At 71.0% G+C, this 14,918-nt stretch carries 12 protein-coding genes; all 12 read left to right on the top strand.

The annotated features are described in order from the left end of the window. The first annotated feature begins 1 nt into the window (after position 1). Entirely contained in the window at positions 2–1,951 is a 1,950-nt protein-coding gene (locus tag AC07AZ_RS20015) for a peptidoglycan D,D-transpeptidase FtsI family protein (RefSeq protein WP_478849480.1), read from the top strand. A 321-nt stretch (positions 1,952–2,272) separates the two neighbouring features. Beyond that, positions 2,273–3,802, top strand: coding sequence for a UDP-N-acetylmuramoyl-L-alanyl-D-glutamate--2,6-diaminopimelate ligase (locus AC07AZ_RS20010; RefSeq protein ID WP_478849562.1), 1,530 nt, complete (start codon positions 2,273–2,275; stop codon positions 3,800–3,802). 4 nt (positions 3,803–3,806) lie between these two features. Continuing rightward, entirely contained in the window at positions 3,807–5,237 is a 1,431-nt protein-coding gene (locus AC07AZ_RS20005; protein WP_478849478.1) for a UDP-N-acetylmuramoyl-tripeptide--D-alanyl-D-alanine ligase, read from the top strand. Next, positions 5,234–6,307: a phospho-N-acetylmuramoyl-pentapeptide-transferase gene (mraY, locus tag AC07AZ_RS20000; RefSeq protein ID WP_356045745.1), complete on the top strand. Its 1,074-nt coding sequence runs from the start codon at positions 5,234–5,236 to the stop codon at positions 6,305–6,307. Before AC07AZ_RS20005 ends, mraY begins: the two co-directional genes overlap by 4 nt. Beyond that, a complete protein-coding gene (murD, locus tag AC07AZ_RS19995) occupies positions 6,289–7,707 on the top strand; it encodes a UDP-N-acetylmuramoyl-L-alanine--D-glutamate ligase (RefSeq protein ID WP_478849475.1) in 1,419 nt (472 codons plus the stop codon). Before mraY ends, murD begins: the two co-directional genes overlap by 19 nt. A gap of 76 nt (positions 7,708–7,783) precedes the next feature. Further along, positions 7,784–9,145, top strand: coding sequence for a putative lipid II flippase FtsW (gene ftsW / locus AC07AZ_RS19990; RefSeq protein WP_478849473.1), 1,362 nt, complete (start codon positions 7,784–7,786; stop codon positions 9,143–9,145). Positions 9,146–9,151: 6 nt separating this feature from the next. Beyond that, complete coding sequence (murG, locus tag AC07AZ_RS19985; RefSeq protein ID WP_478849471.1) at positions 9,152–10,246, top strand: undecaprenyldiphospho-muramoylpentapeptide beta-N-acetylglucosaminyltransferase; 1,095 nt, start codon at positions 9,152–9,154, stop codon at positions 10,244–10,246. A gap of 138 nt (positions 10,247–10,384) precedes the next feature. Then, entirely contained in the window at positions 10,385–11,179 is a 795-nt protein-coding gene (locus AC07AZ_RS19980; RefSeq protein ID WP_478849469.1) for a cell division protein FtsQ/DivIB, read from the top strand. A gap of 279 nt (positions 11,180–11,458) precedes the next feature. Then, positions 11,459–12,661 carry a cell division protein FtsZ gene (ftsZ, locus tag AC07AZ_RS19975; protein WP_478849467.1) on the top strand — a complete coding sequence of 401 codons (1,203 nt, stop codon included), beginning with the start codon at positions 11,459–11,461 and terminating at the stop codon, positions 12,659–12,661. Beyond that, the gene (gene pgeF / locus AC07AZ_RS19970) at positions 12,658–13,398 is read left to right on the top strand and encodes a peptidoglycan editing factor PgeF (RefSeq protein WP_478849465.1); all 741 of its coding nucleotides are present in this window, start codon (positions 12,658–12,660) and stop codon (positions 13,396–13,398) included. Before ftsZ ends, pgeF begins: the two co-directional genes overlap by 4 nt. Before the next feature lie 6 nt (positions 13,399–13,404). After that, complete coding sequence (locus tag AC07AZ_RS19965) at positions 13,405–14,124, top strand: YggS family pyridoxal phosphate-dependent enzyme (protein ID WP_478849463.1); 720 nt, start codon at positions 13,405–13,407, stop codon at positions 14,122–14,124. Positions 14,125–14,253: 129 nt separating this feature from the next. After that, complete coding sequence (locus AC07AZ_RS19960) at positions 14,254–14,904, top strand: cell division protein SepF (RefSeq protein ID WP_356045807.1); 651 nt, start codon at positions 14,254–14,256, stop codon at positions 14,902–14,904. Positions 14,905–14,918: the final 14 nt, after the last annotated feature.

Here is a 14,918-nt window from a genome sequence, read left to right as displayed (position 1 = left end):
AGTGTCCGACAGGGAACCGCCGCGCCGCCGCGTGCCCGGCCCCGCACGGCCCGCCCGCCCCGCCGCCCGGCGGCAACCGGGTCCCGGAGCCCGCCCGGGCCGCCGCCCGCCGGCGCGTCGCCCCACGGCCCCCCGCGTCATCCGGCTGGGCAGCCCCCGCCCCCGGCTGCGCATGGTCAGCCTGGCGCTGACCCTCGTCCTGATCGCCTTCGTCGTACGGCTGCTCCAGGTGCAGGCCGTCGACGCGAGCACGTACGCGGCCAAGGCGGAACAGAACCGGTACGTCGGCCAGGTGCTGACCGCCGAGCGCGGCGGCATCACCGACCGCTCGGGCGTGGCGCTGGCGGCCAGCGAGGACGCCTACGACATCACGGCCGACCCGACGATGTTCACGCGCGCGCAGCTGAAGGTCGGTGACGGCCCCCAGCAGGCGGCGGCACTGCTCGCGCCGATCCTCGGCCAGGACCAGGACACGCTGGTCAGGAAGCTGGAGACGAACGGGCGCTACATCCGGCTCGCCGTCCGCCGGACCCCGCAGGTCTGGCAGCAGATCAAGGACCTGAAGAGCGCGCTGGCCACGAAGGCGGAGACCGACCCGTCCACCGTCAACGCCCTCGCCGGCGTCTTCTCGGTGCCCAGCAGCAAGCGGGTGTACCCCAACGGGGAGCTCGCGGCCGGGATACTGGGCTGGGTCAACGACGCGGGCAAGGGCGGCGGTGGCATCGAGCAGCAGCTCGACGGTGTGCTGGCCGGCAAGGACGGCAAGATCCGCTACGCCCAGTCCGGCGGCCGGCAGGTGCCCACGGCGGGCTCGACCGAGACGCCCGCCGTGCCGGGCAGCGACGTCGAGCTCACCATCGACCGGGACATCCAGTGGGCCGCCCAGAACGCCATCACCGAGCAGGTGGCGAAGTCCAGGGCGGACCGCGGCTACGTGATAGTGCAGGACACCCGGACCGGCGAGATCCTCGCGATGGCCAACTCGCCCGGCTTCGACCCGAACGACCTCTCGCGGGCCGCCCCGGCGGCGCTGGGCAACGCGGCCCTCCAGGACGCCTACGAGCCCGGTTCCACCGCCAAGATCATGTCGATGGCGGCCGTACTGCAGGAGAACGTCGCCACCCCGCTGACGCATGTCGTCGTGCCCAACCGGCTGCACCGCGGCGACCGGCTGTTCAAGGACGACATCGACCACGCGACCTGGAACCTGACCCTCAACGGGGTACTGGCCAAGTCCAGCAACATCGGCACCATCCTGGCGACCGGTCAGCTCGGCAAGACCCAGCAGCAGGCGAACCGGGTCCTGTACTCGTATCTGCGCAAGTTCGGCATCGGCAGCCCCAGCGGTCTCGGGTTCCCCGGCGAGACCGACGGCATCCTCGCCGCGCCCGACAAGTGGTCGACCTCGCAGCAGTACACGATTCCTTTCGGCCAGGGTGTGTCCCTCAACGCGATGCAGGCGGCGTCCGTCTACTCGACCATCGCCAACGGCGGCGTCCGGGTGGAACCCACGCTCGTACGCGGCACGAAGGGGCCCGACGGCCGCTTCACACCCGCTCCGAAGCCCAGGAAGACACGGGTGGTCAGCGCGAGGACGGCCAGGACCCTGGCACGGATGCTGGAGTCGGTCGTGGACGACGCGGAGGGCACCGGCACCAAGGCCCGTATCCCCGGTTACCGGGTGGCGGGAAAGACCGGTACCGCCAACCGTGTGGATCCGGCCACCGGCAAGTACCACGGCTACACCTCGTCGTTCGCCGGGTTCGCGCCCGCCGACCACCCCCGGATCACCGTCTACTGCGCGATCCAGAACGCCACTTCGGGCAGCTACTTCGGCGGCCAGATCTGCGGTCCCATCTACAAGCAGGTGATGGAGTTCGCTCTGAAGACCCTCCAGATCCCGCCCACCGGGGCCAAGCCCGCGAACCTGCCCGTCACGTTCGGCCCCTGACCGCCCTGACCGCCCTGACCGCCCTGACCGCCCTGACCGCCCTGACCGCCCTGACCGCCCTGACCGCCCTCGACCCCACCCCCCTCCGTCCCCGTCCCCGCTCCCGCTCCCGCTCCCTGACCGTCCCGCCCCTCCCTGACCGGCACCACCGTCAGCACCACGGGAAAGACCACCAGGAACCAGCTCGTGACAACGATCACCCCCGATCCCGACAACCGGATCCCGACCGCGCCCTCACTTCGCTCCGGAGCGGGTGCGCCCGGTACGCTCACCGCCGTGCCACACGCCGATCAGTCCCAAACCACCCAGAAGGGCGCACCCGTGACATATCCGGGACCGCCCAGGCCGGTTCAGGTCTCCGCCACACCCCTCGCGGAGCTCGCCGATCAACTGGGTGCCGCGCAGCCGGCCGGTCCCGGGGGCGCCGCGGAGGTCACGGGCATCACCCATGACTCGCGCGCCGTCCGCCCCGGAGACCTCTACGCCGCCCTCCCCGGCGCCCGCCTGCACGGCGCCGACTTCGTGACGCAGGCCGCCGGCCTCGGCGCGGTCGCCGTGCTCACCGACCCGACCGGCGCCGAACGCGCCGCCGCGACCGGGCTCCCGGTGCTGGTCGCCGCCGATCCCCGGGCGCGGATGGGCGAGCTGGCGGCCACGATCTACGGCCACCCCGGCCGCGATCTGCTCCAGATCGGCATCACCGGCACCTCCGGCAAGACCACCACCGCCTACCTGGTGGAGGGCGGGCTGCGGACGGTCCGGTCCACCGGACTGATCGGCACGGTCGAGACCCGCGTCGGCGACGACCGGATCAAGTCCGAGCGCACCACCCCCGAGGCCACCGACCTGCAGGCCCTGTTCGCCGTCATGCGCGAACGCGGTGTCGAGGCGGTCGCCATGGAGGTCTCCAGCCACGCCCTGGTCCTCGGCCGGGTCGACGCCTGCGTCTTCGACGTCGGCGTGTTCACCAACCTCAGCCCGGAACACATGGAGTTCCACTCCGGCATGGAGGACTACTTCCAGGCCAAGGCGCGGCTGTTCACCCCCGAACGCAGCCGGCTCGGCGTGGTCAACCTCGACGACGAGTACGGCCGCAGGCTGGTCCGGGAGGCGAGCGTCCCGGTCGTCACCTACTCCGCCGAGGGCCACCCCGACGCCGACTGGCGCGCCGAGGACGTCCGGATCGGCCCGCTGGGCTCGGAGTTCACGGTCGTCGGGCCCAAGGGCGAGCGGATCGGCGCCCGCTCGCCGCTGCCGGGCTCCTTCAACGTGGCGAACACCCTCGCCGCGATCGCCGCCCTCGCCGCCGCCGGCATCGACGCGCAGACCGCCGCCGACGGCGTCGCCGCCGTGCCGGGCGTGCCGGGCCGCCTGGAGCGGGTGGACGCCGGGCAGCCCTACCTCGCGGTCGTCGACTACGCCCACAAGACCGACGCCGTCGAGTCGGTCCTGCGCGCCCTGCGCAAGGTCACCGAGGGCAGGCTGCACGTGGTGCTCGGCTGCGGCGGCGACCGGGACACGACCAAGCGCGCCCCGATGGGTGCCGCCGTGGCCAGGCTCGCCGACACCGCCGTACTGACCTCCGACAATCCCCGCTCCGAGGACCCGCTCGCGATCCTCGCCACCATGCTCGGCGGCGCGGCCTCCGTGCCGGTGCACGAGCGCGGCGAGGTCCAGGTCTGCGAGGACCGGGCCGCCGCGATCGCCGCCGCCGTGGCCCGCGCGCGACCCGGCGACACCGTGCTCGTCGCGGGCAAGGGCCACGAGCAGGGCCAGGACATCGCCGGGGTGGTCCGACCCTTCGACGACCGCCAGGTGCTTCGCGAAGCCATCGAGCAGACCCAGGGATGAACTTGTGATCGCCCTCTCCCTCGCCGAGATCGCAGCAGTCGTCGGCGGGCAGACGCACGACATACCGGATCCTTCCGTCCGGGTCACCGGACCGGTCGTCCGGGACTCCCGGGAGGCCGGGCCCGGCAGCCTCTTCGTCGCCTTCGCCGGCGAGCGGGTGGACGGCCACGACTTCGCGAAAGCGGTCGTCGAGGCGGGCGCGGTCGCCGTACTGGCCACCCGGCCCGTGGGCGTCCCGGCGATCGTCGTCGACGACGTCCAGACGGCCATCGGAGCGCTCGCCCGCCATGTCGTACGACGGCTCGGCGCCACCCTCGTCGCCCTCACCGGCTCCGCCGGCAAGACCAGCACCAAGGACCTGATCGCCCAGGTGCTCCAGCGCCGGGCGCCCACCGTATGGACCCCGGGCTCGCTGAACAACGAGATCGGACTGCCCCTCACCGCGCTCAGCGCCACCGAGGAGACGCGGTTCCTCGTCCTGGAGATGGGCGCCCGCGGCATCGGTCACATCCGCTACCTCACCGGCCTGACCCCGCCGCGGATCGGTCTCGTCCTGAACGTCGGCAGCGCCCACATCGGCGAGTTCGGCGGACGCGAGCAGATCGCGCAGGCGAAGGGCGAACTCGTCGAAAGCCTCCCGTCGCCGGACGAGGGCGGTGTCGCGATCCTCAACGCGGACGATCCCCTCGTACGGGCCATGGCATCCCGTACGAAGGCGAAGGTGATCCTTTTCGGAGAGTCCGGCGAAGCGGACGTTCGGGCCGAGAACGTGCGACTCACGGACAGCGGACAGCCTGCCTTCAGCCTTCACACACCCTCCGGTGCAAGCGAAGTGACCATGCGCCTGTACGGTGAGCACCACGTGTCGAACGCGCTCGCCGCGGCCGCCGTCGCCCACGAACTGGGCATGTCCGCGGAAGAGATCGCCACCGCTCTCTCCGAGGCGGGCACCCTCTCCCGCTGGCGTATGGAGGTCACCGAGCGCCCGGACGGCGTGACGATCGTCAACGACGCCTACAACGCGAACCCCGAGTCCATGCGAGCCGCCCTGCGCGCGCTCGCGGCGATGGGCAGGGCCACACAGGCAGCGGGGGGCCGGACGTGGGCGGTGCTCGGCAAGATGGCCGAGCTCGGGGACGAGGCGCTCGCCGAGCACGACGCGGTCGGACGGCTCGCCGTCCGGCTCAACGTCAGCAAGCTCGTCGCGGTCGGGGGCAGGGAAGCGTCCTGGCTGCAACTGGGCGCATATAACGAGGGTTCGTGGGGTGAGGAGTCGGTGCACGTGTCCGACGCACAGGCGGCGGTCGACCTGTTGCGCAGCGAGCTGCGCCCGGGGGATGTCGTACTCGTGAAGGCGTCCCGGTCGGTCGGGCTCGAGAGCGTGGCGCAGGCGCTCGTCGAGACCGGTGCCGAGGGTGAGGTTTCCGCCCGATGATGAAGCAGATCCTGTTCGCAGGTGTCATTGGCCTCTTCCTGACCCTGGTCGGCACCCCGTTGCTGATCAAGCTGCTGGCCCGCAAGGGCTACGGTCAGTACATCCGCGACGACGGCCCGCGCACGCACGGCAGCAAGCGCGGTACGCCGACGATGGGCGGTATCGCCTTCATCTTCGCGACGGTCGTCGCGTACTTCGCGTCGAAGCTCATCACCGGCTACCCCCCGTCCTACTCCGGTCTGCTGGTGCTCGGCCTGATGGTCGGCATGGGGCTGGTCGGCTTCCTCGACGACTACATCAAGATCGTCAAGCGGCGTTCGCTGGGTCTGCGGGCCAAGGCGAAGATGGCCGGCCAGCTGATCGTCGGCATCAGCTTCGCGGTGCTCTCGCTCCAGTTCTCCGACGCCCGCGGCAACACCCCGGCCTCCACGAAGCTGTCGTTCATCACGGACTTCGGCTGGACGATCGGCCCGGTGCTGTTCGTCATCTGGGCGCTGTTCATGATCCTCGCGATGTCCAACGGCGTGAACCTGACCGACGGTCTGGACGGCCTCGCCACCGGCGCATCCGTGCTCGTCTTCGGCGCCTACACGTTCATCGGCGTCTGGCAGTTCCAGGAGTCCTGCGCCAACGGCGAGACGCTGACGAACCCCAACGCCTGCTACGAGGTGCGCGATCCGCTGGACCTCGCCGTCATCGCCTCGGCGCTGATGGGCGCCTGCCTCGGCTTCCTGTGGTGGAACACCTCGCCCGCGAAGATCTTCATGGGTGACACCGGGTCGCTCGCGCTCGGCGGTGTGCTCGCCGGCCTCGCGATCTGCTCCCGCACCGAGCTGCTGATCGCCCTGCTGGGCGGTCTGTTCGTCCTCATCACCATGTCGGTGGTCATCCAGGTCGGTTCGTTCCGGCTGACCGGCAAGCGCGTCTTCCGAATGGCGCCACTCCAGCACCACTTCGAACTCAAGGGGTGGTCCGAAGTCCTTGTCGTGGTCCGCTTCTGGATCATCCAGGGCATCTGTGTGATCGTCGGACTGGGTCTCTTCTACGCGGGATGGGCAGCAGACAAGTGACCGACTGGCAGGGGAAGCACGTCACCGTCGCCGGGCTCGGCGTCTCCGGCCTCCCGGCCGCCAGGGTCCTGCACGGACTCGGCGCCCGCGTCACCGTCGTCAACGACGGTGACGACGAGCGGGCCCGCGCCCAGGCCGCCGAACTGGAGGCCCTGGGCGTCACCGTGCGCCTCGGGGACGGCGACACCCTGCCCGACGGCACCGAACTCGTTGTCACCGCACCGGGGTGGAAGCCGGACAAGCCGCTGTTCACCGCCGCCGGGCAGGCCGGAGTCCCGGTATGGGGCGACGTCGAACTCGCCTGGCGGCTGCGCGGACCCGACGCGGCGCCCTGGCTGGCGGTCACCGGCACCAACGGCAAGACCACCACCGTCCGGATGCTCGCCGCCATCCTGGAGGCGGCGGGACTGCGCACGGCCGCCGTCGGCAACATCGGCGTCTCGCTCCTCGACGCGGTGCTCGGCGAAGAGCCCTACGACGTGCTCGCGGTGGAGCTGTCGAGCTACCAGCTCCACTGGGCGCCCTCCCTGCGCGCCCACTCCGCCGCCGTACTGAACCTGGCGCCCGACCACCTCGACTGGCACGGCTCCATGGAGGCGTACGCCGCCGACAAGGGCCGCGTGTACGAGGGCAATCGCGTCGCCTGTGTCTACAACGCGGCCGACAAGGCCACCGAGGACCTGGTCCGCGAGGCCGACGTCGAGGAGGGCTGCCGGGCCGTCGGGTTCACCCTCGGCGCCCCCGGCCCCTCCCAACTCGGCGTCGTGGACGGCATCCTGGTCGACCGCGCCTTCGTCGAGAACCGGCAGCGCAACGCCCAGGAACTCGCCGAGATCTCCGACGTGCACCCGCCGGCCCCGCACAACATCGCCAACGCCCTTGCCGCGGCGGCCCTCGCGCGCGCCTACGGGGTGCCCGCCGCCGCCGTACGGGACGGCCTGCGGGCCTTCACACCCGACGCCCACCGCATCGCGCACGTCGCCGACGTGGACGGGGTCGCCTACGTCGACGACTCCAAGGCCACCAACACCCACGCCGCGGAAGCCTCGTTGGCGGCGTACGAGTCGATCGTGTGGATCGCGGGCGGGCTGGCGAAGGGGGCGACCTTCGACGAGCTCGTCACCAGGTCGGCACAGCGGCTCCGGGGTGTGGTGCTGATCGGCGCGGACCGGGCGCTCATCCGTGAAGCCCTCGCGCGACACGCCCCGGAAGTACCCGTCGTCGACCTCGACCGGACCGACACTGGGGCGATGGCCGAGGCTGTCCAGGAGGCGCGGCGGCTCGCCGTCGCGGGCGACACGGTGCTGCTGGCGCCGGCCTGCGCGTCCATGGACATGTTCACCAACTACAACAAGCGCGGCGACGCGTTCGCGGAGGCGGTTCGCGGACTCGGCGCCTGACCCGGCCGGCCGCCTGCCGGGCGACCCTGGGGAGGACGCGTGGGACCGTCGAGGCCGACCTACAGCGGAGTTGACGATGCCCAGTAGCCGTACCGGACGTCCGCCCGTACAGCGGGCCGCCAGGCGTCCCGTCGTCGCCCGGCCCAGGCGCGAGAACCCGTTCCTGCGCCTCCACACGCGGGCGCGCAGGGCCTGGGACCGGCCGCTGACCGCGTACTACCTGATCCTCGGCGGCAGCGTCCTGATCACCGTGCTCGGGCTGGTGATGGTCTACTCGGCCTCCCAGGTCACCGCGCTGCAGATGTCGCTGCCGGGGTCCTACTTCTTCCGCAAGCAGATGCTGGCCGCCGTCATCGGCGGCGGTCTGCTGCTCGCCGCCTCCCGGATGCCGGTGAAGCTGCACCGGGCGCTGGCCTATCCGATCCTGGCCGGTGCCGTCTTCCTGATGGCCCTCGTGCAGGTGCCGGGGATAGGGCGGTCGGTCAACGGAAACCAGAACTGGATCTCCGTCGGCGGCCCCTTCCAGCTCCAGCCCAGCGAGTTCGGCAAGCTCGCCCTCGTGCTGTGGGGCGCCGACCTGCTGGCCCGCAAGCAGGAGAAGAAGCTGCTGACCCAGTGGAAACACATGCTGGTGCCGCTGGTGCCGGCCGCCTTCATGCTGCTGGGCCTGATCATGCTCGGCGGCGACATGGGTACGGCGATCATCCTCACGGCGATCCTGTTCGGCCTGCTGTGGCTGGCCGGCGCCCCGACGCGGCTGTTCGTCGGTGTGCTGGCGATCGCCGCGACCCTCGGCGTGATCCTCATCAAGACCAGCCCCAACCGTATGGCCCGGCTCGCCTGCATCGGAGCCACCGAGCCCCGGTCGGGCGCCGCCGACTGCTGGCAGGCCGTGCACGGCATCTACGCCCTGGCCTCCGGCGGACTCTTCGGCTCCGGGCTCGGCGCGAGTGTGGAGAAATGGGGCCAACTACCCGAAGCCCACACCGACTTCATCTTCGCCGTCACCGGTGAGGAACTGGGTCTGGCGGGGACGCTGTCGGTGCTCGCCCTCTTCGCGGCTCTAGGCTATGCGGGTATCCGCGTGGCCGGACGTACGGAGGACCCCTTCGTGAGGTATGCCGCGGGAGGCGTGACCACCTGGATCACCGCGCAGGCGGTGATCAACATCGGTGCGGTGCTCGGTCTGCTGCCGATCGCCGGTGTCCCGCTCCCGCTGTTCTCCTACGGAGGGTCCGCCCTGCTGCCGACCATGTTCGCCATCGGGTTGCTGATCGCCTTCGCGCGCGACGATCCCGCTGCGCGGGCGGCGCTGTCGATGCGGCAACCCCGCTTTGGTAGAAAGCGGGCTGGAGGCCCTGTGCTCGACCGGGGGCCTCGGAGATGGAACACGATGCGACGACGTGCCTCGGCGGCGCGTTCGTCCGGAGAGCGGTGAATTTCGGTGCATGTCGTACTCGCTGGTGGGGGGACCGCCGGCCACATCGAGCCCGCGCTCGCCCTCGCGGACGCCCTGCGCAGGCAGGACCCGACCGTGGGAATCACGGCCCTGGGCACAGAACGCGGCCTCGAGACCCGTCTCGTACCGGAGCGCGGTTACGACCTCGCGCTGATCCCCGCGGTGCCCCTGCCCCGCAGGCCCACCCCTGAGCTGATCACCGTGCCGGGCCGGCTGCGCGGCACGATCAAGGCGGCCGAGCAGATCCTGGAGCGCACCAAGGCCGACGTCGTCGTCGGCTTCGGCGGTTACGTGGCCCTGCCCGGCTACCTGGCCGCCAAGCGCCTCGGCGTGCCGATCGTCATCCACGAGGCCAACGCGCGCCCGGGCCTCGCCAACAAGATCGGCTCGCGGTACGCGGCCAGGGTCGCCGTGTCCACCCCGGACAGCAAGCTGCGTGACGCGCGTTACATCGGCATCCCGCTGCGCCGCTCCATCGCGACCCTCGACCGGGCCGCCGTGCGTCCGCAGGCCCGCGCCGCCTTCGGGCTCGACCCCAACCTGCCCACGCTGCTGGTCTCCGGCGGCTCGCAGGGCGCCCGCCGCCTCAACGAGGTGGTGCAGCAGGTGGCGCCGTGGCTCCAGCAGGCCGGCATCCAGATCCTGCACGCGGTCGGTCCGAAGAACGAACTGCCGCAGGTGCAGCAGATGCCGGGAATGCCCCCCTACATCCCGGTACCGTACGTGGACCGGATGGATCTCGCGTACGCGGCGGCCGACATGATGCTCTGCCGCGCGGGCGCGATGACCGTCGCCGAACTCTCCGCCGTCGGACTCCCGGCCGCCTACGTCCCGCTGCCCATCGGCAACGGCGAACAGCGGCTCAACGCCCAGCCGGTGGTCAAGGCCGGCGGCGGTCTCCTGGTCGACGACGCGGAACTGAGCCCCGAGTGGGTGCGGGAGAACGTCCTGCCCGTGCTCGCCGACCCCCACCGGCTGTACGAGATGTCCCGCGCCGCCGCCGAGTTCGGCCGCCGGGACGCCGACGACCTGCTCGTCGGCATGGTGTACGAGGCGATCGCCTCGCACCGCCGCCAGTAACGCGACGGCGAGTGCGCCGAAGGGGCGTGCCGGTGCCGGGAGGTCGAGCGCGCGGAGGCCCGCAGGGCTGAGCGCGACCGGCTCCCGGTAACCGGTTCACGCGCTCCGGAGGCGAACGAGCCCGGAAAGGGAGTACGCGTGGCCGGATCGACGACCGCCGAACGCGGTGAACGCCGGCAGAGGTCGTCCGGCCCGCCGCCCGTGCGCAGGCTGAGGCAACTCCGCCTTCGTACGATCGTCATCCTGGCGGTCGCCCTGGTGGTCGTGGGAGCCGCGACCGTCTGGGTGCTGTACGGGTCGAACTGGCTGCGCGTGGAACGTGTCTCGGTGTCGGGAACGCTCGTCCTGACGCCCGCGCAGGTGAGCGCGGCGGCCGACGTCCCGGTCGGGCAGCCGCTGGTCTCCGTCGACCCCGACGCGATCGAGGCACGGCTGCGCCGGAGGCTGCCGCGTATCGACACGGTGGAGGTGGTCCGTTCCTGGCCGCACGGAATCGGCCTGAAAGTGACCGAACGAACGCCGGTCCTCCTCATCGGAAAATCCGGGAAGTTCATCGAGGTGGACAAGAAGGGTGTCCGTTTCGCCACCGTTTCGCAGGCCCCGAAAAACGTGCCCGCACTGGAATTGTCGGTGTCCCGGACCGGCTCCCGGGCTGCGAGCCTGCGCCGCTTCGGCGAGGACAGGCTGGTGCGGGAGGCGGTGGCCGCCGCCGGCGCCCTCCCGGCCGCGGTCGCCGCGGACACCCGGACCGTCAAGGTGCGTTCCTACGACGACATCTCGCTGGAGTTGAGCGGCGGCAGGACCGTCGTGTGGGGCAGTGGCGAGAAGGGCGCCGCGAAGGCCCGTACACTCACCGCTCTCATGAAAGCGGCTCCCGGCGCACGGTACTTCGACGTCAGCGTTCCCACCGCCCCCGCGTCAGCCGGGAGTTGACGCGCATCGGCGCAGGCCAGCACCCTGGTTGGGCACCGCTATGGCTGATCACATAGGGTGAAAAGAAAAACGGGAGGTTCGGCGTGTTCGTTGAACGTGCGCCACTTGTCGACTTAGTGTCCTGTTCAGAAGACTCCGGAGAACAGACATACTGGTAACCCTAAACTTCAACGTTAGGGTTCGGGTCGGCGATACGGACCGTCCCAATCGGCATCAGTCGTCGGACCGCGGCAAGGCCGCGAAGCGGCGACACGTAACTCGAGGCGAGAGGCCTTCGACGTGGCAGCACCGCAGAACTACCTCGCAGTCATCAAAGTCATCGGTGTCGGCGGCGGTGGTGTCAATGCCATCAACCGGATGATCGAGGTCGGTCTCAAGGGCGTCGAGTTCATCGCCATCAACACCGACGCGCAGGCGCTGTTGATGAGCGACGCCGACGTCAAGCTCGACGTCGGCCGCGAACTCACCCGCGGACTCGGCGCCGGCGCCAACCCGGCCGTCGGCCGCAAGGCCGCCGAGGATCACCGCGAGGAGATCGAGGAGGTCCTCAAGGGGGCCGACATGGTCTTCGTGACGGCCGGCGAGGGCGGCGGCACCGGCACCGGCGGCGCGCCCGTCGTGGCCAACATCGCCCGCAACCTCGGCGCCCTCACCATCGGCGTGGTCACCCGCCCGTTCACCTTCGAGGGACGGCGGCGCGCGAACCAGGCCGAGGACGGCATCGCGGAGCTCCGCGAAGAGGTCGACACCCTCATCGTCATCCCCAACGACCGGCTGCTGTCCATCTCGGACCGCCAGGTCTCCGTCCTCGACGCCTTCAAGTCGGCGGACCAGGTCCTGCTGTCCGGTGTGCAGGGCATCACCGACCTCATCACCACGCCCGGCCTGATCAACCTCGACTTCGCCGACGTCAAGTCGGTCATGTCCGAGGCCGGTTCGGCGCTCATGGGCATCGGCTCGGCCCGCGGCGACGACCGCGCGGTGGCCGCGGCCGAGATGGCGATCTCCTCGCCGCTCCTGGAGGCGTCCATCGACGGCGCCCGGGGCGTGCTGCTGTCCATCTCCGGCGGCTCCGACCTCGGCCTGTTCGAGATCAACGAGGCCGCCCAGCTGGTCAGCGAGGCCGCCCACCCCGAGGCCAACATCATCTTCGGCGCGGTCATCGACGACGCCCTCGGCGACGAGGTCCGGGTCACCGTGATCGCGGCCGGCTTCGACGGCGGTCAGCCGCCGGCCCGCCGGGACACCGTCCTCGGCTCCTCCTCGGCCTCGTCCTCCGCCCGCCGCGAGGAACCCACTCCGGTACGGCAGCCGGAGGCCCGCCCGGCCTTCGGCTCGCTCGGCAGCGTCACGCCGAAGGAGGAGCCGGAGCCCGCCCCCGAGCCGGCCAACGAGATCCCGGTCGCCCCGCCGGTCCCGCCGTCGCGGACCTACTCGGACAGCGCGGCCGAGGAACTGGACGTGCCGGACTTCCTGAAGTGACCGCACAGCGCTCCGAGGTGAGCACCGCGGACGGCGCCCACTTCGCCTTCACCGACCGGTGGGGCGGAGTGAGCGCCGTTCCGTACGAGGAGCTCAACCTCGGCGGGGCGGTCGGCGACGACCCCGCCGCCGTACGCCACAACCGCGAGCTGGCCGCCAAGTCCCTCGGACTCGAAGCGGCCTCGGTGGTGTGGATGAACCAGGTGCACGGAGCGGACGTGGCCGTGGTGGACGGACCCTGGGGGTCCACCGCCGACATCCCCGCGGTGGACGCGCTCGTCACCGCCCGGCGCGGCCTCGCCCTCGCCGTCCTCACCGCCGACTGCGCACCGGTCCTGCTCGCCGACCCCGCCGCGGGAATCGCCGGAGCGGTGCACGCCGGCCGGCCCGGCATGCTCGCCGGCGTGGTCCCCGCCGCAGTGCGGGCCATGGTGGAACTCGGTGCCGAGCCGTCCCGGATCGTCGCCCGCACCGGACCCGCCGTGTGCGGCCGCTGCTACGAGGTGCCGGAGGCGATGCGCGCCGAGGTCGCGGCCGTCGAACCGGCGGCGCACGCCGAGACGAGCTGGGGCACCCCCGCCGTCGACGTGACCGCCGCGGTGCACGCCCAGCTCGACCGGCTCGGGGTGCGCGACCGGGAGCGGTCGTCGGTGTGCACGCTCGAGTCGGGCGACCACTTCTCCTACCGCCGCGACCGCACCACGGGCCGGCTCGCCGGCTATGTCTGGCTGGACTGACGGGACATGACCGACCGTAAGGAAGAACTCGCCGCGAACCTGGCGAAAGTGGAGGAGCGCATCGCCACCGCGTGCGCGGCGGCCGGGCGGGAGCGTGCGGAGGTGACCCTGATCGTGGTCACCAAGACCTATCCCGCGGGCGATGTGCGGATCCTCTCGGATCTCGGTGTCCGTCATGTCGCCGAGAACCGCGACCAGGACGCGGCACCGAAAGCGGCGGAATGCGCGGATCTGCCGCTTGTCTGGCACTTCGTCGGGCAGTTGCAGACCAACAAGGTGCGCTCCGTGCTCGGTTACGCGGATCTCGTGCAGTCCGTCGATCGTTCCCGGCTGGTGACGGCTCTGTCCAAGGAGGCCGTGCGGGTCGGGCGTGAGATCGGATGCCTCCTCCAGGTCGCGCTCGACGCCGGAGCCGGTGGCAGGGGGGAGCGCGGTGGTGTGGCGCCGGACGGCGTCGCGGAGTTGGCGGACCTGGTCGCCGGGGCCCCGGGGCTGCGACTCGACGGTCTGATGACGGTCGCCCCGCTCGCCGGGGAGTACGCGGGCCGCGAACAGGCCGCGTTCGCGCGGTTGATGGATTTGTCGACTGACCTGCGCCGAACCCATCCGGCTGCGAACATGGTGTCGGCAGGGATGAGTGCGGACCTCGAGCAGGCCGTGGCGGCCGGAGCGACACATGTGCGCGTCGGTACCTCGGTACTCGGTGTCCGCCCCAGGCTCGGGTAACGTCGCCAGGAAGTCGGACCACAGCAGAAAATATGGTCAATGCCGCCGCAGGGCGGGCGTAACGACCTCGTGGATCGCGGGCACTTGGCAGCAGTCAGCCGATCCACCACAGAGCGGAGGACTCAGAGCATGGCCGGCGCGATGCGCAAGATGGCGGTCTACCTCGGCCTCGTGGAGGACGATGGGTACGACGGCCGCGGTTTCGACCCCGACGACGACTTCGAACCCGAGCTGGACCCGGAGCCCGAGCGGGACCGCCGACGGCACGAGCCGTCACACCAGTCGCACGGCTCGCACCAGTCCCATCAGCTCGAAAGGGACGAATCGGTACGAGTAGTGCAGCCCCCGGCACCGCGGGACCCGGTGCCCCGATCCGCTTCGCTCGGCGCGGAATCCGGTCGCCCGGCGCGTATCGCGCCCGTGGCATCCATCACACAAGAACGCGCGAGCCTGGAGAAGAACGCACCGGTGATCATGCCCAAGGTCGTGTCGGAACGAGAGCCTTACCGGATCACCACACTCCACCCGCGGACCTACAACGAGGCCCGTACCATCGGGGAACACTTCCGTGAGGGCACCCCGGTGATCATGAATCTGACCGAGATGGACGACACGGACGCGAAGCGACTTGTCGACTTCGCGGCCGGTCTCGTGTTCGGTCTGCACGGCAGCATCGAGCGGGTGACGCAGAAGGTGTTCCTGTTGTCGCCTGCTAACGTCGATGTCACGGCGGAGGACAAGGCCCGTATCGCAGAGGGCGGGTTCTTCAACCAGAGCTGAGACGCACGACCGGT

This window comes from Streptomyces sp. NPDC043878, from assembly GCF_056435735.1.
Note: the sequence above shows the minus strand (reverse complement) of the source record. Positions and strands in the feature narration are given on the sequence as shown.

Bases quoted from the DNA above. Each gene is read 5' to 3' on its own strand.
- mraY (WP_356045745.1), top strand. From the start codon at position 5,234: ATGATGAAGCAGATCCTGTTCGCAGGTGTCATTGGCCTCTTCCTGACC.
- AC07AZ_RS19960 (WP_356045807.1), top strand. From the start codon at position 14,254: ATGGCCGGCGCGATGCGCAAGATGGCGGTCTACCTCGGCCTCGTGGAG.
- AC07AZ_RS19965 (WP_478849463.1), top strand. From the start codon at position 13,405: ATGACCGACCGTAAGGAAGAACTCGCCGCGAACCTGGCGAAAGTGGAG.
- ftsW (WP_478849473.1), top strand. From the start codon at position 7,784: ATGCCCAGTAGCCGTACCGGACGTCCGCCCGTACAGCGGGCCGCCAGG.
- murD (WP_478849475.1), top strand. From the start codon at position 6,289: ATGGGCAGCAGACAAGTGACCGACTGGCAGGGGAAGCACGTCACCGTC.